The sequence below is a fragment of the Pseudomonas sp. Irchel s3b5 genome, from assembly GCF_900187435.1.
Taxonomy (GTDB): Bacteria; Pseudomonadota; Gammaproteobacteria; order Pseudomonadales; family Pseudomonadaceae; genus Aquipseudomonas.
Genome location: NZ_FYDY01000018.1, coordinates 76,081 through 99,796, shown reverse-complemented (window position 1 = coordinate 99,796; position 23,716 = coordinate 76,081). Strand labels below are relative to the sequence as shown.

Annotated in this window: 19 protein-coding genes; 12 read left to right on the top strand and 7 right to left on the bottom strand. The window is 59.7% G+C overall.

Annotation, left to right across the window (positions count from 1 at the left end; translation table 11 throughout):
• Positions 1-82 precede the first annotated feature (82 nt).
• Positions 83-544 carry a response regulator gene (locus tag CKW15_RS18690; RefSeq protein WP_095057502.1) on the top strand — a complete coding sequence of 154 codons (462 nt, stop codon included), beginning with the start codon at positions 83-85 and terminating at the stop codon, positions 542-544.
• A gap of 227 nt (positions 545-771) precedes the next feature.
• On the opposite strand, the gene CKW15_RS18685 is transcribed toward CKW15_RS18690, so the two are convergent.
• On the bottom strand, positions 772-2,949 hold the full coding sequence (locus CKW15_RS18685; RefSeq protein WP_095060398.1) for a malate synthase G: 2,178 nt from the start codon (positions 2,947-2,949) through the stop codon (positions 772-774).
• Between the two features lie 546 nt (positions 2,950-3,495).
• On the opposite strand from CKW15_RS18685, the gene CKW15_RS18680 reads away from it, so the two are divergent.
• A complete protein-coding gene (locus CKW15_RS18680; RefSeq protein ID WP_095060396.1) occupies positions 3,496-4,014 on the top strand; it encodes a glycine cleavage system protein R in 519 nt (172 codons plus the stop codon).
• Positions 4,015-4,229: 215 nt separating this feature from the next.
• Here CKW15_RS18680 and rarD read toward each other — a convergent pair whose 3' ends face one another.
• The 5 genes from rarD to CKW15_RS18655 form a co-directional block, all read right to left on the bottom strand.
• On the bottom strand, positions 4,230-5,117 hold the full coding sequence (gene rarD, locus CKW15_RS18675) for an EamA family transporter RarD (RefSeq protein WP_095060394.1): 888 nt from the start codon (positions 5,115-5,117) through the stop codon (positions 4,230-4,232).
• Between the two features lie 152 nt (positions 5,118-5,269).
• Positions 5,270-6,244: a serine/threonine protein kinase gene (locus CKW15_RS18670; protein WP_095060392.1), complete on the bottom strand. Its 975-nt coding sequence runs from the start codon at positions 6,242-6,244 to the stop codon at positions 5,270-5,272.
• 178 nt (positions 6,245-6,422) lie between these two features.
• Positions 6,423-8,324: a PhoX family phosphatase gene (locus CKW15_RS18665; RefSeq protein WP_095060390.1), complete on the bottom strand. Its 1,902-nt coding sequence runs from the start codon at positions 8,322-8,324 to the stop codon at positions 6,423-6,425.
• 65 nt (positions 8,325-8,389) lie between these two features.
• Positions 8,390-9,154, bottom strand: coding sequence for a TOBE domain-containing protein (locus CKW15_RS18660; RefSeq protein ID WP_095060388.1), 765 nt, complete (start codon positions 9,152-9,154; stop codon positions 8,390-8,392).
• 63 nt (positions 9,155-9,217) lie between these two features.
• Positions 9,218-9,958, bottom strand: coding sequence for a ComF family protein (locus tag CKW15_RS18655; RefSeq protein WP_095060386.1), 741 nt, complete (start codon positions 9,956-9,958; stop codon positions 9,218-9,220).
• A 91-nt stretch (positions 9,959-10,049) separates the two neighbouring features.
• Here CKW15_RS18655 and bioB point away from each other — a divergent pair, with 91 nt between their 5' ends.
• The 10 genes from bioB to CKW15_RS18605 all read left to right on the top strand — a co-directional run bounded on the left by bioB (position 10,050) and on the right by CKW15_RS18605 (position 22,487).
• A complete protein-coding gene (gene bioB / locus CKW15_RS18650) occupies positions 10,050-11,105 on the top strand; it encodes a biotin synthase BioB (protein WP_095060384.1) in 1,056 nt (351 codons plus the stop codon).
• 152 nt (positions 11,106-11,257) lie between these two features.
• Positions 11,258-12,436 carry an 8-amino-7-oxononanoate synthase gene (gene bioF / locus CKW15_RS18645; protein WP_095060382.1) on the top strand — a complete coding sequence of 393 codons (1,179 nt, stop codon included), beginning with the start codon at positions 11,258-11,260 and terminating at the stop codon, positions 12,434-12,436.
• Positions 12,429-13,160, top strand: coding sequence for an alpha/beta fold hydrolase (locus CKW15_RS18640; RefSeq protein ID WP_095060381.1), 732 nt, complete (start codon positions 12,429-12,431; stop codon positions 13,158-13,160). The genes bioF and CKW15_RS18640 overlap by 8 nt, the downstream gene beginning before the upstream one ends.
• A complete protein-coding gene (gene bioC / locus CKW15_RS18635; protein WP_095060380.1) occupies positions 13,153-13,965 on the top strand; it encodes a malonyl-ACP O-methyltransferase BioC in 813 nt (270 codons plus the stop codon). The genes CKW15_RS18640 and bioC overlap by 8 nt, the downstream gene beginning before the upstream one ends.
• On the top strand, positions 13,962-14,642 hold the full coding sequence (gene bioD, locus CKW15_RS18630) for a dethiobiotin synthase (RefSeq protein WP_095060379.1): 681 nt from the start codon (positions 13,962-13,964) through the stop codon (positions 14,640-14,642). The genes bioC and bioD overlap by 4 nt, the downstream gene beginning before the upstream one ends.
• Positions 14,643-14,748: 106 nt before the next feature.
• Complete coding sequence (locus tag CKW15_RS18625) at positions 14,749-15,045, top strand: pyrroloquinoline quinone biosynthesis protein PqqE (protein WP_095152562.1); 297 nt, start codon at positions 14,749-14,751, stop codon at positions 15,043-15,045.
• Positions 15,046-15,321: 276 nt separating this feature from the next.
• A complete protein-coding gene (locus tag CKW15_RS18620; RefSeq protein WP_095060377.1) occupies positions 15,322-17,127 on the top strand; it encodes a phenylacyl-CoA dehydrogenase in 1,806 nt (601 codons plus the stop codon).
• A gap of 198 nt (positions 17,128-17,325) precedes the next feature.
• Positions 17,326-18,615 carry a GGDEF domain-containing protein gene (locus tag CKW15_RS18615; protein WP_095060376.1) on the top strand — a complete coding sequence of 430 codons (1,290 nt, stop codon included), beginning with the start codon at positions 17,326-17,328 and terminating at the stop codon, positions 18,613-18,615.
• 85 nt (positions 18,616-18,700) lie between these two features.
• Complete coding sequence (locus CKW15_RS18610) at positions 18,701-20,497, top strand: acyl-CoA dehydrogenase C-terminal domain-containing protein (RefSeq protein WP_095060375.1); 1,797 nt, start codon at positions 18,701-18,703, stop codon at positions 20,495-20,497.
• 211 nt (positions 20,498-20,708) lie between these two features.
• Positions 20,709-22,487 carry an acyl-CoA dehydrogenase C-terminal domain-containing protein gene (locus tag CKW15_RS18605; RefSeq protein WP_095060374.1) on the top strand — a complete coding sequence of 593 codons (1,779 nt, stop codon included), beginning with the start codon at positions 20,709-20,711 and terminating at the stop codon, positions 22,485-22,487.
• A 228-nt stretch (positions 22,488-22,715) separates the two neighbouring features.
• Here the strand turns inward: CKW15_RS18605 and CKW15_RS18600 are convergent, their stop codons facing one another.
• Positions 22,716-23,645 (bottom strand): LysR family transcriptional regulator, encoded by a 930-nt coding sequence (locus tag CKW15_RS18600; RefSeq protein WP_095060373.1) that lies wholly within the window; start codon positions 23,643-23,645, stop codon positions 22,716-22,718.
• Between the last annotated feature and the right edge of the window lie 71 nt (positions 23,646-23,716).

Sequence of the window (23,716 nt, the reverse complement as noted above, 5' to 3'; positions counted from 1 at the left end):
CCGACGAAGCGCACATTTAAGGCCTGCTTAGCGATGTCTGACCACTGTGCTAGGGAATTGATCTGAACATGTAGAGAACGCCATGTCCGACCACGATATTTTGAGTGACGCCGAGCGGGAAGCATTGAGTGCCGTCATGCTGGAACCTGACCTGCCGCCGCAACGGGTGCTGATCGTCGATGACGATAAAGATGCCCGGGAGTTACTGTCGGAGATTCTGGCACTGGACGGTATTCGCTGTGTGACGGCGGCCAGTGGTGAGGCTGCACTCAGGATCCTGGTGGCCGAAACGGAGATCAAAAAACCCACTATTGGTTTGCTGATCACTGACCTGCGAATGGGCCACGTCGATGGACTTGACCTGATCCGCCAGGTCCGCGAGTCGGTACGGGCAGCGTTGCCGATCATCATCGTCTCGGGCGATGCCGATGTGGAGGACGCGATCGCCGCGATGCATTTGAGCGTGGTGGACTTCCTGCTCAAGCCGATTGATTCGGGCGAGTTGCTTGGGTTGGTCAAGCGTGAACTGGGGATGAAGCCTTAGCTCAAACCTGCCGGCCTCGCACATTCCCTGTAGGAGCCGGCTTGCCGGCGATGGACTCAAGTGCGCCGCGTTTATCCGGTTCAAAAACGCGTTATCGTTAACGACCATCGCTGGCAAGCCAGCTCCTACAGGTATGCGTTATCTTTCTTTCCCGGGGGCTTGCGTGAACCAAAAAAAAGCCCTGATCTTTCGATCAGGGCTTTTTCATGTCCGGCGCAATCGCTTGGTTACAAGCCGTTGGCAGCCTTGAACTCGCGACGACGACGGTGCAGGACCGGCTCGGTGTAGCCGTTCGGTTGCTTCGTGCCTTCGACCACCAGTTCGACCGCCGCCTGGAAGGCGATGTTGCTGTCGAAGTTGGGGGCCAGCGGACGGTACAGCGCATCACCGGCGTTCTGACGGTCAACCACCGGCGCCATGCGCTTGAGGCTTTCCATCACTTGCGCTTCGGTGACGATGCCGTGACGCAGCCAGTTGGCGATGTGCTGGCTGGAAATACGCAGCGTCGCACGATCTTCCATCAGGCCGACGTCGTTGATGTCCGGCACTTTCGAACAGCCGACGCCCTGGTCGATCCAGCGCACCACATAACCGAGAATGCCCTGGCTGTTGTTGTCCAGTTCGTTCTGGATCTGTTCGGCGGTCCACTGCGGGTTCACCGCCAGCGGGATGCTCAGGATGTCGTCCACCGAGGCGTGAGCACGCTTGGCCAGTTCGGCTTGACGGGCGAACACGTCAACCTTGTGGTAGTGCAGCGCGTGCAGGGCAGCGGCGGTTGGCGACGGGACCCAGGCGGTGTTGGCGCCGGCCATCGGGTGGGCGATTTTCTGTTCGAGCATCGCGGCCATCAGGTCCGGCATGGCCCACATGCCTTTACCGATTTGTGCGCGACCTTGCAGGCCGGTGCTCAAGCCGATATCGACGTTGGAGTTCTCGTAGGCGCCGATCCATTTTTCCGCCTTCATGTCCGCCTTGCGAACCATCGGGCCGGCTTCCATGGAGGTGTGGATTTCGTCGCCCGTGCGGTCGAGGAAACCGGTGTTGATGAACACCACGCGCTCGCTCGCCGCCTTGATGCAGGCCTTGAGGTTGATCGTGGTACGACGCTCCTCGTCCATGATCCCGACTTTGAGGGTGTTGCGCGGCAAGCCCAGCACGTCTTCGATGCGCCCGAACAGCTCGTTGGTGAACGCCGCTTCTTCAGGACCGTGCATCTTCGGCTTCACAATGTAGATGGAGCCGGTGCGGGTGTTTTTGCGCGAGGTGTTGCCGTTCAGGTTGTGCATCGATGCCAGGCACGTGACCAGGCCATCGAGAATACCTTCAGGCACTTCGTTGCCGTCTTTGTCGAGGATCGCGTCGATGGTCATCAGGTGACCGACGTTGCGCACGAACAACAGCGAGCGGCCATGCAGGCTCAGTTCGCTGCCATCGACGCCGGTGTAGGTGCGATCGGCGTTCATGGTGCGGGTAAAGATCTGACCGCCCTTGGCGACTTCTTCCGACAGGTCGCCCTTCATCAGGCCGAGCCAGTTGCGGTAGATCACCACTTTGTCATCGGCATCGACGGCGGCGACGGAGTCTTCGCAGTCCATGATGGTGGTCAGCGCGGCTTCCATCAGGATGTCTTTGACGCCGGCCGCGTCGGTCTGGCCGACCGGGGTGCTGGCGTCGACCTGGATTTCGAAGTGCAGGCCGTTGTTTTTCAGCAGGATCGCGGTCGGTGCCGCCGGATCGCCCTGGAAACCGATCAACTGAGCGTCGTTGCGCAGGCCGGTGTTGCTGCCACCCTTAAGGGCGACCACCAGTTTGCCGTCGATGATTTTGTAAGCGGTGGAATCGACGTGGGAACCGGCCGCCAATGGCGCCGCTTCGTCGAGGAAGGCGCGAGCGAAGGCGATGACCTTGTCGCCGCGAACCTTGTTGTAGCCTTTGCCTTTTACCGCGCCGTCAGCTTCGCTGATGGCATCGGTGCCGTAGAGCGCGTCATACAGCGAACCCCAGCGGGCGTTCGAGGCATTGAGGGCAAAACGGGCATTCATTACCGGCACCACGAGTTGCGGGCCGGCCATGCGGGCGATTTCGTCATCGACGTTTTGCGTCGTTGCCTGGAAATCGGCCGCTTCTGGCAGCAGATAACCGATGTCTTGCAGGAAGGCTTTATAGGCCACGGCGTCATGCGCCTGACCGGCACGGGATTGGTGCCAGCCATCGATACGAGCCTGGAAATCATCGCGTTTGGCGAGTAGGGCTTTGTTCTTCGGCGCCAGGTCATGAATGACCTTGTCGGCACCGGCCCAGAATTGATCGGCGGTGAGGCCGGTTCCGGGAATGGCTTCGTTGTTCACGAAGTCGAACAGGACTTTGGCGACCTGCAGGCCACCGACTTGAACGTGTTCAGTCATTGCTTGCCTCACTCTGCTCAGCTATTTCGCTTTTCAGCTCTTCAATTTAACAATGAAGCCTTGGGCCATTTAAACCACAAACCCGTCTACCAGTACATGCCATTTAGGGGCGGCTGGGTTGGGACCAATCAACGGCTTGGGGCCTTGCTGACAGGGCTTTCAGGGTCGCGAACGTGCCTGCGGCAGACATCGATCCAACGTTATGTAGTGCGCGCTGCGGCATACTACATGATGAATTGCGGTTGTGAAAATTAGACTATTTACGTCGTTCTGCGACCCCATGACGCATTGCAGTCATCGCGGGGTGCGTGATGTTCTCAAAAAACCAATGGATTGTTCCAGTTAAATATCAAAAGTTGTACACGATTTGTTTTCCGCAGCAGATCGGCGGTGGACTGGATCGCTGGCAAGCCAGCTCCTACAGGGCCTTTTGCAATCCTTGTAGGAGCTGGCTTGCCAGCGATGGCGTCAGCCCATTCAGCACAGGAACAACCCTTGCCTATACTTGGTTTTCTATAACAAAAGTCATGACCAGAGGGCTGCGCCATGGACCACCTCGTACTCACCGTAATCGCACCGGACAAGCCAGGGCAGGTCGAGCGCATTGCCCAATGCATTGCCGAGCACGGCGGCAATTGGCTGGAAAGTCGCATGTCGCGCATGGCCGGGCAGTTCGCCGGGATTCTTCGGATCGGCGTGCCGGCCGAGGCCTACGATGAATTGGTCGATGCCCTGCAAGGTTTGTCGACCTTGGGCATTCGCGTGCTGATCGCCGAAAGCGGCATCGAGCAATCGTGCACCTGGAAACCGATCGCCATGGAACTGGTGGGCAATGATCGTCCGGGAATCGTGCGCGACATCACGCGGTTGCTGAGCGAGCAGGGGGTCAACCTGGAACAGCTGACAACGGAAGTGCGTCCGGCTCCAATGAGCAGCGAGCCGCTGTTTCACGCTGAAGCGATCCTTGCCGTACCGCTGACGCTGTCGCTGGACGTGCTGCAGTCGCGCCTGGAAACCCTGGCCGACGACCTGATGGTCGAACTGGTACTGCGCAGCGAACCTTGATCAGGTTATCCAAGTTAATCGTGCACCTGCCTGTGGATAACCTGTAGAGACAGCCCGCCAGCCCACGCTGGCCGGGCTTCTTCAGGACCTGATCAAAAAACCAGCAGTTTCAGCGACTTGCGCACAATCGGCGGGGATCACGCTGTGGATAACCTTGGGAAGGATCGATGCAGGCCACGGGGGACGAGGCCTGTAGAGGTTTGTATGTTTTTTGATCAGCTGCGTCGGCGCAAACTGACCCACGCATCGATGCTGTAAACCGCCAGACCGGCCCAAATAAAGATGAACGCGACCAGCGTGCTGGACGACAGCTGTTCGCCAAACAGCAGCACCGCTTGCAGCAGTACCAACGTCGGCGCCAGGTACTGGAGAAATCCCAGTGTGGTGTAGGGCAAATGCCGGGCAGCGGCGTTGAAACAGACCAGCGGCACCAGCGTGACCGGTCCTGCGGCGACCAGCCACCAGGCTTCGGACGTGGTCCAGAATTCGGCCTGTGCGCTGCTAGCGGTTGGATTGAACAGCAACCAGGCCACGGCAATCGGTACCAGCATCCAGGTTTCCACCACCAGCCCCGGCAAGGCCTTGACCGGCGCCTGCTTGCGAATCAACCCGTAGAAACCGAAGGTCAGTGCCAGCACCAGCGACACCCAAGGCAGACTGCCGACCTGCCACACCTGTTGCGCCACGCCGACCGCCGCCAGACCCACCGCAACCCACTGCATGCGCCGCAGCCGTTCACCGAGGATCAGCATGCCGAGCAACACGTTCACCAGCGGATTGATGTAGTAGCCGAGGCTGGCTTCCAGCATGCGGCCGTTGTTCACCGACCACACGTAAGTCAGCCAGTTGGCCGCGATCAGGGTGCCGCTGAGGGCTAGGATCGCCAGCCGGCGCGGATTCTCGCGCAGTTCACGCCACCAGCCGGGATGCTTCCAGACCATCAGCAACAGGGCACCGAACAGCGCCGACCACAACACGCGGTGAATGATGATCTCCACGGCGGGCACACTGGCGATGGCTTTGAAGTAGAGCGGGAAAAGTCCCCAGATGATGTAGGCACTGAGGCCCAGAATGTACCCGCGACGCGGGTTGGCGGCTTGCATGCAGAATCCTTGCTTAGGCAGCTAACAAAGAAACCGATTGTATAGATGTGTCACGACTTTTGTAGGAGCCGGCTTGCTGGCGATTCGTACGACGCGGTGTATCAGGTAAACCGCGTCTTGGTTCATCGCCAGTAAGCCGGCTCCTACAAGGGTTAGAACAGCTTCAGTGGCTCTTCGCTGAGCGCAGCACATTGCTCGCGCAACGCCAACACCTGATCGCCCCAATACCGCTCGGTGCCGAACCACGGAAAGCTGTGCGGAAACGCCGGGTCATCCCAGCGCCGGGCGAGCCAGGCGCTGTAATGCATCAGGCGCAAGGCGCGCAATGGTTCGATCAAAGCCAGTTCACGCGGATTAAAGTCGTGGAACTCGTTATAGCCGTCCATCAACTCCGACAGCTGCCCCATGCATTCGTGGCGATCGCCGGCCAGCATCATCCAGATGTCCTGGACCGCCGGGCCCATGCGGCAGTCGTCGAGATCGACGATGTGGAACATTTCGTCGCGGCACATCATGTTGCCGGGGTGGCAGTCGCCGTGCATGCGGATGTTCTGATGCGGCGTGTTGCTGTAGGCATCTTCCACACGCTTGAGCAGATCACGGGCCACCGATTCGTAGGCCGGCAATAGGCTGCGGGGGACGAAATTACCTTCGAGCAATGTCGTGAGTGAATCGTGGCCGAAGTTTTTCACGGCCAAGGCTTCACGGTGATCGAACGGTTTGGTCGAGCCGACGGCATGCAAGCGACCGAGCAACTGGCCCAGGCGATACAGTTGATCGAGGTTGCCCGGCTCCGGCGCACGACCGCCACGACGCGGAAACAGGGTGAAACGGAAGCCGTTGTGTTCGTGCAGGGTTTCACCGTTGTGGATCATCGGCGCGACCACCGGAACATCGCACTCGGCGAGTTCGGCGGTGAACTGGTGTTCTTCCAGAATGGCTTCGTTGGTCCAGCGCTGAGGCCGGTAAAATTTGGCGATCAGCGGCTCGGCGTCTTCGATACCGACTTGATAGACGCGGTTCTCGTAGCTGTTGAGCGCCAGAATGCGCGCGTCGCTGAGGAAGCCAATGCTTTCGACGGCATCGAGCACGAGGTCTGGCGTAAGGGTTTCAAACGGGTGGGCCATGCTGACTCCTGCGCGCAGCAGGCTGCTGCGTCCGGCCAGGCATGGTAGCGCAGACGGGCGCTCTTTAGGGGCAGGGTTGCGAGATGTGTTGTTTGGGCTGACGCTATCGCGAGCAAGCTCGCTCCTACAGGTTATGCACATGCCCTGTAGGAGCTGGCTTGCCAGCGATGATGGGCTGTCAGGCGCCGACGATCCCGCCATCTTCGCGGGAAATGGCCATCACCGAAGACCGTGGCTTGCCATTGGGCTGATGCTCGGGGAAGGTCGAACCGCCGTTCTCGCCCGGATGCTGAATCCCGACAAACAGGGTTTTCTGGTCCGGCGAAAAACTGATTCCCGTCACTTCACAGCCCACCGGCCCGACCATGAAACGGCGAATCTCGCCGGTCACCGGGTCAGCACAGAGCATCTGATTATTGCCCATGCCGGCAAAGTCACCGGCGTTGCTCGAATCGCCATCGGTGAGAATCCACAAGCGTCCCGCCTTGTCGAAACCCAGACCATCCGGGCTGTTGAACATGTTCTGCGGCGTGATATTCGAAGAGCCAGCCTTCGGCGTGCCGGCGTGGATTCCCGGATTGCCTGCAACGACAAACAGATCCCAGGCAAAACTCTTCGAGCCGTGATCGTCGCGGTCGGTACGCCAGCGCAGGATCTGCCCGTAGACGTTCTTCTCGCGCGGGTTCGGCCCGCCCGCCGGCTGGCCGTCTTCGCCGCGTTTGGCGTTGTTGGTCAGCGTGCAGTAAACCTGGCCGTCGTTGGGACTGACGACGATCCACTCCGGACGGTCCATGCGCGTGGCCTTGACCACGCTGGCAGCCAGCCGCGCATGGATCAACACTTCAGCCTGATCGGCAAACCCGCTGCTGGCGTCGATGCCGTTTTTGCCGTGGGTCAGTTCGATCCATTCGCCCTGGCCCTTCGGGTGATCGGTGTTGCCGTCGCCCGCGTCGAAACGCGCGACATACAGCGTGCCGTGATCGAGCAGGTCGTGGTTGGCCTTGGGGTTCTTGTGATTGATCTTGTCGCGGCTGACGAATTTGTAGATGAACTCGCCGCGCTCATCGTCGCCCATGTACACCACGGCATGGCCCTCCGCAGTTTCGGCGAGGGCGGCATTTTCATGCTTGAAGCGGCCGAGCGCCGTGCGTTTCACCGGGGTCGACTTTGGATCGAACGGATCGATTTCCACGACCCAGCCATGGCGGTTCAATTCGTTGGGATTCTTCGCCATGTCGAAGCGCTCGTCGTGCGGGTGCCAGTTGATCTCTTTACTGGTGGCCACCACGCCGTAGCGTTTCTGCGCCGCGTCGAATTTTTGCTCGGCGTTGCTGCTGCCGAAGCAGTCGGTGAAGTTTTCTTCGCAGGTCAGATAAGTGCCCCACGGCGTCTTGCCGTTGGCGCAGTTCTGGAAGGTGCCGAGAACGTGCTTGCCCTGAGGGTCGGCGCTGGTTTTCAGCAGGGCGTGACCGGCGGCAGGACCGCTCACGGTAATAGGCGCGTTACCGTGAATGCGACGGTTGTAGTGCGAGCCCTGGACGAACTGCCACTGGCCGTTCTTGCGCTGCACTTCGATCACCGACACACCTTCGCAGGCCAGAGCCTTGCGCACGTCTTCCGCCGATTGCGGCATGCCGCCGTGGGGGTAGAGGTAGCGGTAGTTGGTGTATTCGTTGTTGATCGCCATCAGCGCCCGGTCGTTCTCACCCGGAAACTCGAACAGGCTCATGCCGTCGTTGTTGTCCCCGAACTGGAGTTCCTGCTGCTCGGCGCTGCCGTTGCCGCTCGGGTCGAACGCCGGTCCGTTTTTGTGCAGGGGTTGGCCCCAACTGATCAGCACCGAAGACTTGTAGCCTGGCGGCAGGGTAATTGCGTCGCTGGTCGCAGCGGCAATGCTGTCGAAACCCAGCAGTTGGCTGTTGCCGGCGCTGACACTGGCGGCCATCACGCTGCGGCTCAGCAGGTTGCCACCCAAAAACATGGCAGCACCACAAAGGGCGCCCGCGCTGATAAAGCCGCGACGGCTGAGGCCGACCATTTTTTCGAGGTCGGTGGATTGGTTTTCTTCTAATAGGCTCACATCAGGCTCCCTGCGGTTTTGCAGACACCTTAAAGAAGCGTGATGAAGGTTTTGTTGCAGATTGCTTAAAGCGGAGTACCCAGCAGTACATTGGACGGAGAAAACTCGATGCGCACGGATTTGCCGATTGCCAACCCCAACGTTTGTAGATGTGCGGGTTCGGCCAGGGCGCACAGCGTCAAACCGTTGGGCAGGGTGATGCGCACTTCGCTGGGGCCGTCGTCGGCGTCGAGAATCTTCTCGATGATGCCGGTCAGGCAATTGTTCCCGGGCGTTGCCTGGGAATCGACATCCAGCACGTCCAGCCAGCCAGCCTTGATCAAGGCCACGACTTCGGTGCCGATTTGCAGTTCCAGGCGTTGGGTGCTGTCGTGGGTGATTTGCGCCTCGATGATCACGTCTTTGCACACTTCGAGACGGATCAAGTCGTTGCGTCCTTGAGACCGGATCGCTGCAACCTTGCCGTGCAATTGGTTGCGAGCACTGGTTCGCAGCATCAAACGCCCGAGCAGATCAAGATCGCCTGCCTCTTCCGTGGCTTCCAGCACCTGGGCCTGCAGCGCTTGCAGCTTTTGATACAGGCGCAACACGCGCTCGCCCTCGCTGGACAGCCTGGCACCGCCACCGCCCTTGCCGCCGACAACCCGTTCTACCAGCGGTGTTTGCGCCAGGTTGTTCAGCTCATCGATGGCGTCCCAGGCGGCCTTGTAGCTGAGCCCCGCGCTTTTCGCGGCGCGGGTGATCGAGCCCTGTTCGGCGACATGCAGCAACAACGCGATGCGCTGCGGTCGGCGGACAATGTGCTGAGACAACAAGGTAGGCAGGGACATGGCAAGTCGCTTTGGGTTCTGACGATGGCCCAGACGTTGGCGGCTTGGCGTGCTGGCGTCAAGTCAGGACGTCTCGCCAGGTTTTGGCGTTCGGGCCAGGCAGTAAACGTCCACACGGGCGGCTCCGGCTTCCATCAGCAGACGGGCCAGGGCCTGGGCCGTGGCACCAGTGGTCAATACATCATCGACCAGGGCCAGATGTTGTCCTTTCACGACGGCATCGGGCGCCATCGCGAACGCATTGCGCAGGTTTTTCCGGCGCGCGTCGGCGTTCAGTGCCTGTTGCGCGTCGGTATCCTGAGTGCGCAATAACAACCGTTCGTCGACGGGAATGTCGAGGCTGGTTCCAAGCCAGCGGGCCAGCATCGCCGCCTGATTGAAGCCCCTTTTACGCAGGCGTCGGTTGGCCAAAGGAACGGGTATCAGCGCGTCGGGGCGATCCAGATCGTCGGTGAAGCGATGTTGCAGCGATTGACTGACAAGTTCGGCGAGCAGGCGTCCAAACGGCCACTTGGCGTTGTGCTTGAAGCGCGTAATCAGGCTGTCGATCGGAAAGCTGTAGGTCCACGGTGCAATGACCCGTTCAAAGGCCGGAGTCTGCTGCAGACATTGGCCGCAGGTCAGGCCCGCAGCGGGCAAAGGCAGGGCGCAGGTCAGGCAATGATCGCCGAGCCAGGGCAGTTCGGTTTCGCAGGCCATGCAGATGGGTGTGATGTCTTCGGCGGGCTCGTTGCAAAGCAAGCACCGCTGTTTGTTTTTTAACCAGATGTAAACCTGTCCTGAGTATCGTGGTTGACAGCGCATCGCTCTTCCTTAAATATGCCGAACATCCGTGTTGCGCCTGTGGGTATTCCATTCCCCAGCCGCTTGCCCAGCATAAATGAAGGAAACGCCCATGAGCGCCAGCACCACTGCAACCCTGCGTCATGACTGGTCTTTGGCCGAAGTCAAAGCACTCTTCGTACAGCCATTCAACGACCTGTTGTTCCAGGCGCAGACGGTGCACCGCGCGCATTTCGACGCCAACCGCGTCCAGGTATCGACCCTGTTGTCGATCAAAACGGGCGCCTGCCCGGAAGATTGCAAATATTGTCCGCAGTCCGGTCACTACAACACCGGCCTGGAAAAAGAAAAACTGATGGAAGTGCAGAAGGTCCTCGAAGAGGCCGCTCGCGCCAAGGCCATCGGTTCGACCCGTTTCTGCATGGGCGCGGCGTGGAAGCATCCGTCGGCCAAAGACATGCCTTACGTATTGAAGATGGTCGAAGGCGTGAAAGCACTGGGTCTGGAAACCTGCATGACCCTCGGTCGCCTGGATCAGGACCAGACCGAGGCGCTGGCCAAGGCCGGCCTCGACTACTACAACCACAACCTCGACACCTCGCCTGAGTTCTACGGCAGCATCATCACCACCCGCACCTACAGCGAGCGCCTGCAAACCCTGGCCTATGTGCGTGAGTCAGGGATGAAGATCTGTTCCGGCGGTATTCTGGGCATGGGCGAATCCCTCGACGACCGCGCCAACCTGCTGATCCAGCTGGCCAACCTGCCGGAGCATCCGGAGTCGGTGCCGATCAACATGCTGGTGAAGGTTGCCGGTACACCGTTGGAAAATGCCGACGACGTCGATCCGTTCGACTTTATCCGCATGCTCGCGGTCGCTCGCATCCTGATGCCGCAATCCCACGTGCGCCTGTCCGCCGGCCGCGAAGCCATGAACGAACAGATGCAGGCCCTGGCGTTCTTCGCCGGCGCCAACTCGATTTTCTACGGCGAGAAACTGCTGACCACCGCCAACCCGCAGGCCGACAAGGACATGCAACTGTTCTCGCGTCTGGGTATCTTGCCGGAAGCTCGCGAAGAGCACGCCGATGAAGTTCACCAGGCTGCCATCGAGCAAGCACTGGTGGAGCAGAAGAGCAGCGAGCAGTTCTATAACGCGGCGGTTTGAAGCCTTCCATCGACTCCTCTGATTGGAATGCGAAACCCTTGTAGGAGCTGGCTTGCCAGCGATAGCGGTCTGTCAGCTGATGGGTACCTCATCGCTGGCAAGCCAGCTCCTACAGGTTCGGTGTCTATCTTGATTGTTTGTCCGAGGCCTGCATGTCTTTCGATCTCGCCGCACGCCTTGCTGCCCGTCGTGCCGAAAACCTCTATCGCCAACGCCCACTGCTCGAAAGCCCCCAGGGGCCGCAAGTGGTGGTCGATGGCCAGCCGTTGCTGGCGTTCTGTAACAACGACTACCTGGGCCTGGCCAATCACCCGCAAGTGATCGAAGCCTGGCGAGAAGGCGCGTCGAAATGGGGCGTCGGTGGCGGGGCGTCGCACTTGGTCATCGGCCACAGCGGCCCGCATCACGCGTTGGAAGAAGCCCTGGCGGACCTCACCGGTCGCCCGCGGGCCTTGTTGTTCACCACCGGCTACATGGCCAACCTCGGTGCAGTCACCGCATTGGTCGGGCAGGGCGATACGGTGCTGGAAGACCGGCTCAACCATGCGTCGCTGCTCGATGCGGGCCTGTTGTCCGGGGCGCGGTTCAATCGTTACTTACACAACGACGCCGTGAGCCTGGCCAAGCGCCTCGAGAAAGCCACCGGCAATACGCTGGTGGTCACCGACGGCGTGTTCAGCATGGACGGCGACATCGCCGACTTGCCGGCGCTGGCGCGGGAAGCCAAGGCCAAAGGCGCGTGGCTGATGGTCGATGACGCCCACGGTTTCGGGCCCTTGGGTGCGAACGGCGGCGGCATCGTCGAACATTTCGGTTTGAGCCAGGAAGACGTGCCGGTACTGGTCGGCACTCTCGGTAAAGCGTTCGGCACGGCCGGGGCTTTTGTCGCCGGCAGTGAAGAATTGATCGAGAGCCTGATCCAGTTCGCCCGCCCGTACATCTACACCACCAGCCAACCGCCAGCCCTGGCCTGCGCCACGCTGAAAAGCCTGGAACTGCTGCGCAGCGAGCACTGGCGCCGCGAGCATTTGCAGACGTTGATCCGCCAGTTCCGCCACGGCGCCGAGCAAATCGGCCTGGAACTCATGGACAGTTTCACGCCCATTCAACCGATCATGATCGGTGACGCCGGGCGTGCGGTGCGTCTGTCGCAGATGTTGCGCGAGCGCGGACTGATGGTGACCGCGATCCGTCCGCCAACCGTGCCCGCCGGCAGCGCCCGACTGCGCGTGACCCTGACCGCCGCCCATACCGAGGCGCAGGTACAGCTATTGTTAGAAGGATTGGCCGATTGTTTTCAACAACTGGGACCGGAGCCGAACCATGCGTGATCGTCTGATTCTGCTGCCAGGCTGGGGTCTTGGTGTTTCGCCGCTCGAACCTTTGGCGGCGGCGTTGCAGGGGCTGGATGAACACCTGCGGGTCGAGATCGAACCGTTGCCGGAGCTGGCGTCGAGTGATCTCGAAGAATGGCTCGACGATCTCGATTCGACGCTGCCGCAGGACGCCTGGCTGGGTGGCTGGTCCTTGGGTGGCATGCTCGCTTCGGAATTGGCGGCGCGTCGCGGTGATCGTTGCTGCGGATTGCTGACGCTGGCGAGTAATCCTTCTTTTGTCGCCCATGAACAGTGGCCGAGCGCGATGCCAGGTGAAACCTTCGACGCGTTCCTGGCCGGCTGTGCTGCTGATTCACGCATGACCTTGAAACGTTTTTCGCTGCTTTGCGCCCAAGGCGCCGAAGACCCACGCGGGTTGTCGCGGTTGTTGGTCGGTGGTGCGCCGCATACGGCTGGCCCCGTGTTGATGAGCGGCCTGGAGTTGCTTGCTCAACTGGACACCCGCCAAGCCTTGCAGGCGTTCCGTGGCCCGCAACTGCACTTGTTCGCCGGCCTCGACGCACTGGTTCCGGCCGAAGCCACCGCAGAGTTGCTGGCATTGCTGCCGGATGTCGAAATCGGTCTGATTGAACAGGCCAGCCACGCGTTTCTTCTGGAAGACCCCCACGGTGTGGCGGGGGCGATCCAGGCTTTTTTGCATGAGTCCGGCGATGACTGATTTGTCTCTTCCCAACGCACCCGACGGTCTGCCTGACAAGCGCCAGGTGGCGGCTTCGTTTTCCCGTGCGGCGTCGAGCTATGACAGCGTGGCCGAACTGCAACGTGACGTGGGCAGCCAATTGCTGAGCCGCCTGCCGGCAGATTTTATGCCGCAACGCTGGCTGGACCTGGGCTGTGGCACCGGGCATTTCAGCCGTGCGCTGGGTGAACGTTTTGCCGGTACTCACGGTGTGGCGCTGGACATCGCCGAGGGCATGCTCAACCACGCCCGGCCCTTGGGTGGCGCCACGCACTTCATCGCCGGTGATGCCGAGCGCTTGCCATTGCAGGACTCGACCTGCGATCTGATCTTCTCCAGCCTGGCGGTGCAGTGGTGTGCAGACTTCGGTTCGGTACTCAGCGAAGCCCATCGGGTACTGAAACCGGGCGGAATTTTCGCGTTTGCTAGTCTATGCGTAGGGACGTTGATTGAGCTGCGTGACAGTTGGCGTGAGGTCGACGGTATGGTGCACGTCAATCGCTTCCGTGAGTTCGGTGTTTATCAACAGCTGTGTGCGGACAGCGGTTTGCAGGTGGTCAGCCTGCAAACCCGTCCACATGTGTTGCACTACCCGGATGTTCGCAGCCTGACCCATGAGCTCAAGGCCTTGGGCGCACACAACCTTAATCCCGGTCGGCCGGGCGGCTTGACTGGCCGGGCGCGGATTCTGGGTTTGATCGAGGCTTATGAGCAGTTTCGTCAGGCCGAAGGTTTGCCGGCGACTTATCAAGTGGTGTACGCCGTTCTGGAGAAACCCTTATGAGCGCAGCCTATTTCATCGCTGGCACAGACACGGATGTCGGCAAAACCACCGTCGCGGCGGGGTTGCTGCACGCTGCGCGGTCGGCGGGTTTGAGCACGGCGGCGGGCAAGCCGGTTGCCTCCGGTTGCGCCGTCACGCCCAAGGGTTTGCGCAACGCGGATGCGTTGGCGCTGTTGGCGGAATGTTCGTTGCCGTTGACGTATGCACAGGTCAATCCGGTGGCGTTCGAACCGGCGATTGCCCCGCATCTTGCGGCGCGTGAAGCAGGTGTGGCGCTGACAGTGCAGTCGTTGTTGACGCCGATGCGGCAGATCCTTGAGATGCAGGCCGACTTCACGTTGATTGAAGGTGCCGGAGGCTGGCGCGTGCCGTTGGCGGATCAGGATAATCTTTCTGATTTGGCGAAAGCCTTGGGCCTGCCGGTGATTCTGGTGGTCGGCGTGCGCTTGGGCTGCATCAGTCATGCCTTGCTGACGGCTGAGGCCATTGCTCGTGATGGTTTGCAACTGGCGGGATGGGTGGCGAATATCATTGATCCGAAAACTTCACGGCTTGAAGAAAACCTGGCGACCCTCGCCGAACGCCTGCCAGCGCCATGCCTGGGGCGGGTACCGAAACTCAAGTCAGTGACGGCGGAAGCCGTGGCAGAACATCTTCAACTGGATTTGCTCGACTAGTTTTGCCTATGGCAAGGCACTATGCCATTAGTGTTTTTGACGGGCCTTTTTTTCACAGGTCTGCTTCAATGCCCACTGTTGATCCTTTGCAAGGACGAGTTCTCCCATGGAAATCTCAGGAAACACCGCTTTTTATGCCGGTCTGAGCACTATTCAGACAGGGCTGAATCGCGTCGATCAGGCTGCCGGGCAGATCGCCAACACAACCCTTGAGCGTTCGGTCACCAGCCAGTCTTCCGAGGCGCAGGTTGATCGCCTGCGTTCGGTTGATCTCAGTCAGCAATCGGACCTCGCCAGTAATGTCGTCGAAATGTCCCAAGGAAAGTTTCAGGTCGAACTGGGCGCTAAAATCGCCAAGGCGTCCGATGAAGTGCTGGGAACGTTGATCGACACCTTTGCTTGATGCCTCTCTGAGTCCGCCCCCTCAACGCCGCGCCTGTTCGCGGCGTTTTTCTGCGTAAGTCCTTCTTCCTCAACTAATCTTTTTTAATCGACGGATCGCTTTTCAGCGCTGTCGCGTCGTTGCGTGGCTGTGTGTTTTGAGGGTCGATGACGAACGGCAAAAGATCGATGCTTGACAAGAATTCGGCGTAAACGTATGTTTCAAACAACTGTTTGATCGCTACAACAAATCAACGCGGTCGTTCATTCCCGGTTACATCAGCAGAGGTTTATCGCTATGCCTGACTACAAGGCCCCCTTGCGTGATATTCGCTTCGTTCGTGACGAGCTGCTCGGCTACGAAGCGCACTATCAGAGCCTTCCGGCGTGTGCAGACGCAACACCGGACATGGTTGACGCCATTCTCGAAGAAGGCGCCAAGTTTTGTGAGCAGGTACTGGCTCCGCTGAACCGTGTGGGCGACCTTGAAGGCTGCACCTGGAGCGAGTCCGGCGTTAAGACCCCGACTGGCTTCAAAGAAGCGTACAAGCAATTCGTAGAAGGCGGCTGGCCAAGCCTGGCTCACGATGTTGAGCACGGCGGCCAAGGCCTGCCGGAGTCCCTGGGTCTGGCGATCAGCGAAATGGTCGGCGAGTCGAACTGGTCGTGGGGCATGTACCCAGGCCTGTCGCACGGCGCGATGAACACCATCTCCGAGCACGGCACCCCTGAGCAGCAAGAGGCCTACCTGACCAAGCTGGTTTCCGGCGAGTGGACCGGCACCATGTGCCTGACCGAGCCGCACTGCGGCACCGACCTGGGCATGCTGCGCACCAAGGCTGAACCTCAGGCCGACGGTTCCTACAAAGTCTCCGGCACCAAGATCTTCATCTCGGCCGGTGAACACGACATGGCCGATAACATCGTCCACATCGTACTGGCTCGCCTGCCGGATGCACCGGCTGGCACCAAAGGCATTTCGCTGTTCATCGTGCCGAAGTTCATGCCGAACGCCGATGGTTCGGTTGGCGCACGTAACGCTGTGTCTTGCGGTTCCCTGGAACACAAGATGGGCATCCACGGCAACGCCACTTGCGTGATGAACTTTGATGGCGCGACCGGTTTCCTGATCGGTCCGGCGAACAAAGGCCTGAACTGCATGTTCACCTTCATGAACACCGCACGTCTGGGTACCGCGCTGCAAGGTCTGGCCCACGCCGAAATCGGTTTCCAGGGCGGCTTGAAGTACGCTCGCGACCGTCTGCAAATGCGTTCGCTGACTGGCCCGAAAGCGCCGGACAAAGCCGCTGACCCAATCATCGTGCACCCTGACGTACGCCGCATGCTGTTGACCATGAAGGCATTCGCCGAAGGCAACCGTGCGATGGTTTACTTCACTGCCAAGCAAGTCGACATCGTCAAGTACGGCGTGGACGAAGAAGAGAAGAAGAAAGCCGACGCGCTGCTGGCGTTCATGACGCCAATCGCCAAAGCCTTCATGACCGAAGTCGGTTTCGAGTCGGCCAACCACGGCGTGCAGATCTACGGCGGCCACGGCTTCATCGCCGAGTGGGGCATGGAGCAGAACGTTCGCGACAGCCGCATTTCGATGCTGTACGAAGGCACCACCGGTATCCAGGCACTCGACCTGCTGGGCCGTAAAGTGCTGATGACTCAAGGCGAGGCTCTGAAAAGCTTCACCAAGATCGTCCACAAGTTCTGCCAGACCAACGAAGGCAACGAAGCGGTTCAAGAGTTCGTCGCACCGCTGGCTGCACTGAACAAAGAGTGGGGCGAGCTGACCATGAAGGTCGGTATGGCTGCCATGAAAGATCGCGAAGAAGTCGGCGCGGCCTCCGTGGACTACCTGATGTACTCCGGTTACGCCTGCCTGGCCTACTTCTGGGCTGACATGGCACGCCTGGCTGCCGAGAAACTGGCTGCCGGCACCGCGGACGAAGCGTTCTACACGGCCAAGCTGCAGACCGCGCGCTTCTACTTCCAGCGCATCCTGCCGCGTACCCGTTCTCACGTTGTAACCATGCTGTCGGGCGCCAACAACCTGATGGACATGAAAGAAGAGCACTTCGACCTGGGCTACTAAGGCCTGGTGAAGCACTCCAAAAAGCCGCTGTTCCTTAGGGATCAGCGGCTTTTTTGCTTTAAAGATGGTCGGTGAAATTGAAGCGGGCGACACCCTTTTAAAAAATACCTCAGTAATTCACTCAGCAACTCGGGGTTTCTGCCGTTACAGTGGTGGGCACAATGCCATCTCCTGAATAGACGGGTCGGAGCTCTACCCTTGCTGCGTTCTTCCGCTGTACGTTTCAGTCATTTCCTACCGTCATTACTGCTTCTGTTGGCGGGGCTCGCGGCTGCATACGTTAAGGATCTCAACGTTTTCTTCACGTCGCTGTTCAACGTCCTGCCGACTCTGGTTTTACTGCTCGGCGGTGCTTATTGCGCGGTTTACCGACGCCAGCGTGAGCTGTTTCTGATGGTCACGGTGTACATCGCCTACTTCCTGCTCGACACCCAGACCGACTATTACCGCGACAACGGCAAGGTGCGCGATGACGCCGCCGTGGTCTTTCATTTGTGTTGTCTGCTGCTGCCGTTGCTGTTTGGCATTTTCGCCGCGTGGCAGGAGCGCACGCATCTGTTCCAGGACATGGTGGCGCGTTTTGCCGTGTTGCTGGCGGTGGGCAGCGTGGCGTTGGCGCTTGAGCAAAGTTATCCCCATGCGTTGCTGATCTGGCTCTCGGAGATTCGCTGGCCCGCATTGCACGGTGCCTGGATGAGCTTGATCCAGTTGTCTTATCCGGTGTTCATCGCCGCATTTTTATTGCTGGCTTATCAGTACTGGCGCAACCCACGCCCCTTGCATGCCGCGCAATTGGTGGGCCTGCTCGGGTTGTTCTGGATGCTGCCGAAAACCTTCATCCTGCCGTTCACCCTGAACATCATGTGCAGCCAGGTGATGTTGATGATCGCCGCCGCCGTCGCCCACGAAGCCTATCAAATGGCCTTCCGCGACGAGCTGACCGGGTTGCCGGGCCGTCGCGCGCTGAACGAGCGCATGCAGCGGTTGGGTCGCAACTACGTGTTGGCCATGAGCGACGTCGACCACTTCAAGAAATTCAACGACACCCACGGTCACGACGTCGGTGACCAGGTGCTGCGGTTGGTGGCCAGCAAGTTGTCGAAAATCGGCGGCGGCGGTAAGGCATATCGTTACGGCGGTGAGGAATTTGCCCTGGTGTTTGCAGGCAAGACCCTCGAAGAGTGCATGCCGCATCTTGAAGTCATCCGCGAGTCCATCGCCACTTACAACATTCAACTGCGCAATCCGGACAGGCCACAGGACGACCATCAGGGTCGGCAACGTCGTGCCGGTGCCGGCGCTTCGAGCGTGTCGGTAACGGTCAGCATCGGCGTCGCCGAACGCATCGAGCAGCGCACCCCGGAAGAAGTGCTCAAGTCCGCTGACCAGGCGCTCTACAGCGCCAAGGGTGCGGGGCGAAACTGCGTGATGGCGTTCGGTCAGAACCGCCGTGGCGCCGTGCGTATGGAAGCCGCTACGGTTGAGTGATGATGGCGCATTCAGCGTCTGGACTGTGATTGTGAGGCGGGGTCGACGGCAGTAGGTTGGAGCAATCTGCTGACGGAGAATGACCATGCCCGACTACAAAGCTCCCTTGCGCGATATGCGCTTTTTGATCGATCACGTCTTCGATTTCCACGGCAACTACGCCGCGCTGGGGGCGACCGACGCCAGTCCGGACATGGTCAATGCGATCCTCGAAGAAGGGGCGAAATTCTGCGAGAACGTCCTCTCGCCGCTCAACCGCAGTGGTGATGAAGAAGGCTGCCATTTCGACAACGGCGTGGTCACGACGCCCGCAGGGTTCAAGCAGGCTTTTGCACAATATGTTGAGGGCGGCTGGCATGGGCTGGCGGCGGATCCGGTCTACGGCGGCCAGGGTTTGCCAAGCTCGCTGGGGCTGGTCATCAGCGAAATGGTCGGTTCCAGCAACACCTCTTGGGGCATGTACCCGGGCCTGACCCACGGCGCCATGTCGGCCATTCACGCCCATGGCACCGAAGCGCAAAAAGATACTTACCTGAGCAAGCTCACCGCGGGCCAATGGACCGGCACCATGTGCCTGACCGAAGCCCATTGCGGTACCGACCTGGGCATCATCAAGACCCGCGCCGTACCTTCTGCCGATGGCAGTTATGCGATCACCGGCAGCAAGATTTTCATCTCTGCCGGCGAGCACGACATGAGCGACAACATCATTCATCTGGTGCTGGCAAAGTTGCCGGATGCGCCAGCCGGGACCAAGGGCATTTCGCTGTTTATCGTGCCCAAGTTCTTGCCCGATGCAGCGGGTGAAGCGGGCGAGCGCAATGGTGTGTCTTGCGGTTCGATCGAACACAAAATGGGCATCAAGGCCTCGGCTACCTGCGTGCTGAATTTCGACGGTGCCAAGGGCTTCCTGATCGGCGAGGCGAACAAGGGCCTGAACTGCATGTTCACCATGATGAACCACGCACGCCTGGGCACTGGCATGCAGGGGTTGTGTCTGGGCGAAGCGAGTTTCCAGGGAGCGATCAAGTACGCCAACGACCGCTTGCAGATGCGTTCGCTGACCGGCCCGAAAGCCCCGGAAAAAGTCGCTGACCCGATCATCGTGCATCCCGATGTGCGACGGATGTTGCTGACCATGAAGGCCTTCAACGAGGGCAATCGGGCGCTGACGTATTTCACTGCACAATTGCTCGACGTGGCGCACTTGAGCCCGGATGCAGCCGCGCGCCAGGACGCAGAAGACCTGTTGGCCTTCCTCACGCCGATCTGCAAAGCCTTCATGACCGACACGGGCCTGGAAGTCACCAACCACGGCATGCAGGTGTTTGGCGGCCACGGGTTCATTCGCGAATGGGGCATGGAACAGTTGGTTCGCGACTGCCGGATCGCGCCGATCTACGAAGGCACCAACGGCATTCAGGCGCTGGATCTGCTCGGTCGTAAAGTCCTTGGCAGCCAAGGCAAATTGTTGCGGGGCTTTACCAAAATCGTCCATAAATTCTGTGAGGCAAATGCCGAGCATCCGCAACTGGCCCGTTATGTGGCACAGCTCAAAGGGTTGAACCAGCAGTGGGGCGAGTTGACCGCTCAGGTCGGTATGGCCGCGATGAAAAACCCCGACGAAGTCGGTGCCGCGTCGGTGGATTACCTGATGTACAGCGGTTACATCATCCTCGGCTATCTATGGTTACGGATGGCGCTGGTCGCTCAGGCGCAGCTCGATAACGGCACAGGTGATGCCGATTTCTGCCGGGGCAAACTCGCCACCAGCGAGTTCTACTTCAAGCGCTTGTTGCCGCGAACCGCCGCTCATCGGGCAGCCATCGAGGCGGGCAGCGATTGCCTGATGCAACTGCCGGCGGAGTTGTTCGCGCTTTAATTGGTTTTCAATCCTTAGACGATCGCAGCCTTCGGCAACTCCTACCTTAATTGGCGTAGGAGCTCGGGGAGGCTGCGATCTTTTGCGTGACTAAAAATAACAAAAACGTCACAGGCTGACCCTATGTGTCGCAAAAGTTGTTGGGGTACACTCCGACCCAACGAAAATCATCTTCCTACGAATCACCTGTATAGATCTTGCGAGGTTTGCCATGGCTGACTACAAAGCGCCCCTGCGCGATATGCGCTTCGTCCTCAATGAAGTTTTCGAGGTCGCCAAACTCTGGGCCGAACTGCCTGCGCTGGCCGAGACCATCGATGCAGAAACCGTCGAGGCGATCCTGGAAGAAGCGGGCAAGGTCACCAGCAAAAGCATTGCGCCATTGAGCCGTGCGGCTGACGAAGAAGGTTGCCATTGGGCGGACGGTGCCGTCACCACGCCGGCAGGTTTCCCACAGGCTTATCAGACTTACGCTGAAGGCGGCTGGGTTGGTGTGGGGGGTGATCCGGCTTACGGCGGCATGGGCATGCCCAAAGCCGTTTCGGCCCAGGTCGAAGAAATGGTCAACTCCGCGAGCCTGTCGTTCGGTCTGTACCCGATGCTGACGGCCGGCGCTTGCCTGTCGATCAATGCTCACGCCAGCGAAGAGCTGAAGGCGGCGTACCTGCCGAACATGTACGCCGGCGTCTGGGCTGGCTCGATGTGCCTGACCGAGCCGCATGCCGGTACCGACCTGGGGATCATCCGCACCAAGGCTGAGCCTCAGGCCGACGGTTCCTACAAGGTCAGCGGCACCAAGATATTCATCACCGGTGGCGAACACGACCTGACCGAAAACATCATTCACCTAGTGCTGGCCAAACTGCCGGACGCACCGGCGGGTCCGAAAGGCATTTCGCTGTTCCTGGTGCCGAAGTTCATGGTCAATGCCGATGGCAGCCTGGGCGCACGCAACCCGGCCAACTGCGGTTCGATTGAACACAAGATGGGCATCCAGGCCTCCGCGACCTGCGTGATGAACTTCGATGAAGCCGTGGGTTACCTGGTCGGCGAGCCAAACAAAGGCCTGGCGGCGATGTTCACCATGATGAACTACGAGCGTCTGGGCGTCGGTATCCAGGGCCTTGCCACTGGCGAGCGCTCGTACCAGAACGCTGTTGAATACGCCCGTGATCGCCTGCAAAGCCGTTCGCCAACCGGCGCGCAGAACAAGGACAAAGTGGCTGACCCGATCATCGTCCACCCGGACGTGCGTCGCATGCTGCTGACCATGAAAGCCTCGAACGAAGGCGGTCGTGCGTTTTCCACTTACGTGGCCATGCAACTGGACACCGCCAAGTTCAGCGAAGACGCGACCACCCGCAAACGCGCCGAAGATCTGGTGGCTTTGCTGACCCCGGTGGCCAAAGCGTTCCTGACCGACCTCGGCCTGGAAACCACCGTGCACGGCCAACAGGTTTTCGGCGGTCATGGTTACATTCGTGAGTGGGGCCAGGAGCAACTGGTTCGTGATGTGCGCATCACCCAAATCTACGAAGGCACCAACGGTATTCAGGCGCTGGACCTGGTCGGGCGCAAAATCGTGGGTAGCGGCGGCGCGTTCTATAACCTGTTCGCTGACGAGATTCGCCATTTCACGGCCACTGCCAGCGCCGATCTGGTTGAGTTCACCAAGCCATTGAACGACGCGGTGACCACCCTCGACGAATTGACCGCCTGGTTGCTGGACCGTGCAAAAGCCAACCCGAACGAAATCGGCGCGGCGTCGGTCGAGTATCTGCAAGCGTTTGGCTACGTTGCTTACGCTTACATGTGGGCGCTGATGGCCAAAGCCGCGTTCGGCAAGGAAGCGCAGGATGATTTCTACGCAAGCAAACTGGGCACCGCGCGGTTTTACTTCGCCCGTCTGCTGCCGCGGATTCACTCGCTGAGCGCTTCGGTCAAGTCGGGGAGCGAGTCACTGTTCCTGCTGGACGCCAAACAGTTCTGACAACGCAACGCCATGTAAGCATTCGCTTACATGGCGTGCTGCTGTTCTCCCATAGAAGCAAATTGGATCCACAGCTAATCTACTTCTCATGGACGTAGCGCAGGAAGCGCAAAAGCAACAACACGGACACGTAGGATTCCGCCAGGACGGTGGAGCGAAATGGATGTCAGGGAAACAGTCTGCAAAGCCCCGCTTCGGCGGGGTTTTCTTTTGCCTGCAGAAAAGTGCTCAGTCCAATCCGTCCATGACTTGCGGGCTGTTCAAGCGCTCGTGCGGGCCGTTTATCACTTCTTCCAGCAACGTGCGCAACAAGCTCAACGAAGCCTGTTGGCGTTGCACATCCCGACACACCAATCCGACTTTCAATGGCACGCGTGGCTCGCTCAGGGGTTTCCAGAGCAGTTCTTGATTGCCATGGGTCTTTTGCGAACGTCCTGGCAGCACCGTCGCCAATCGCGTGTGCGGCAGGCTGTCGAGTATCCCGGCCATGTTGTTCAATTCGGCTTGTACCTGTGGGCGTCGTCCCAGGCTCGCCAATTGCGCCTGCCAGATCTGGCGTATCTGGAACTCTTCCCCGAGCAGCAACATGGGCAATTCGGCGGCCTGGCTCATGGAGACCTTCTTGAATTCGCGCAGCGGATGGTCGGCGGGGATGACAAGGGTCAGTTCATCTTCGTACAGCATCACGCCATGCAGGCCCGGCTGACGCGGCGGCAGGTAGCTGATGCCGATGTCCAGCGAGCCATTGAGCAGGCGGCGTTCGATCTCCAGCCCGGTCAGCTCATAGATCTGAACTACGAGGTGTGGCTGCGCCTTGCGCACTCGTTCAAGCATCTGCGGCACAAGACTGGTGTGGACCGTCTGCAATACGCCAATCGCCAAGGTGCGCAGCGCTTGTCCCTTGAAGTTACCCAGCGCTTCACGCGCCCGTTGCAGGCCATCGAGCAAAGGCTGCGCGTGGTTGTACAGCGTGTGGGCGGCGAGGGTTGGCAACAGGCGTTTGCTGCTGCGCTCGAACAGGCTCACGTCGAGGTTCTGTTCGAGGTGACGGATCTGTTGGGACAGCGCCGGTTGTGAGATTGAAAGCCGCTCGGCGGCCCGGCCCACATGACCCTCTTCGTAGACCGCGACGAAATAACGCAGTTGTTTGAAATCCATAAGTAACACTTATCAAAAATGCTCGGAAATCGAAATGGCTCAACGCCTTGTCTGAGCCTAGTCTAACCGTA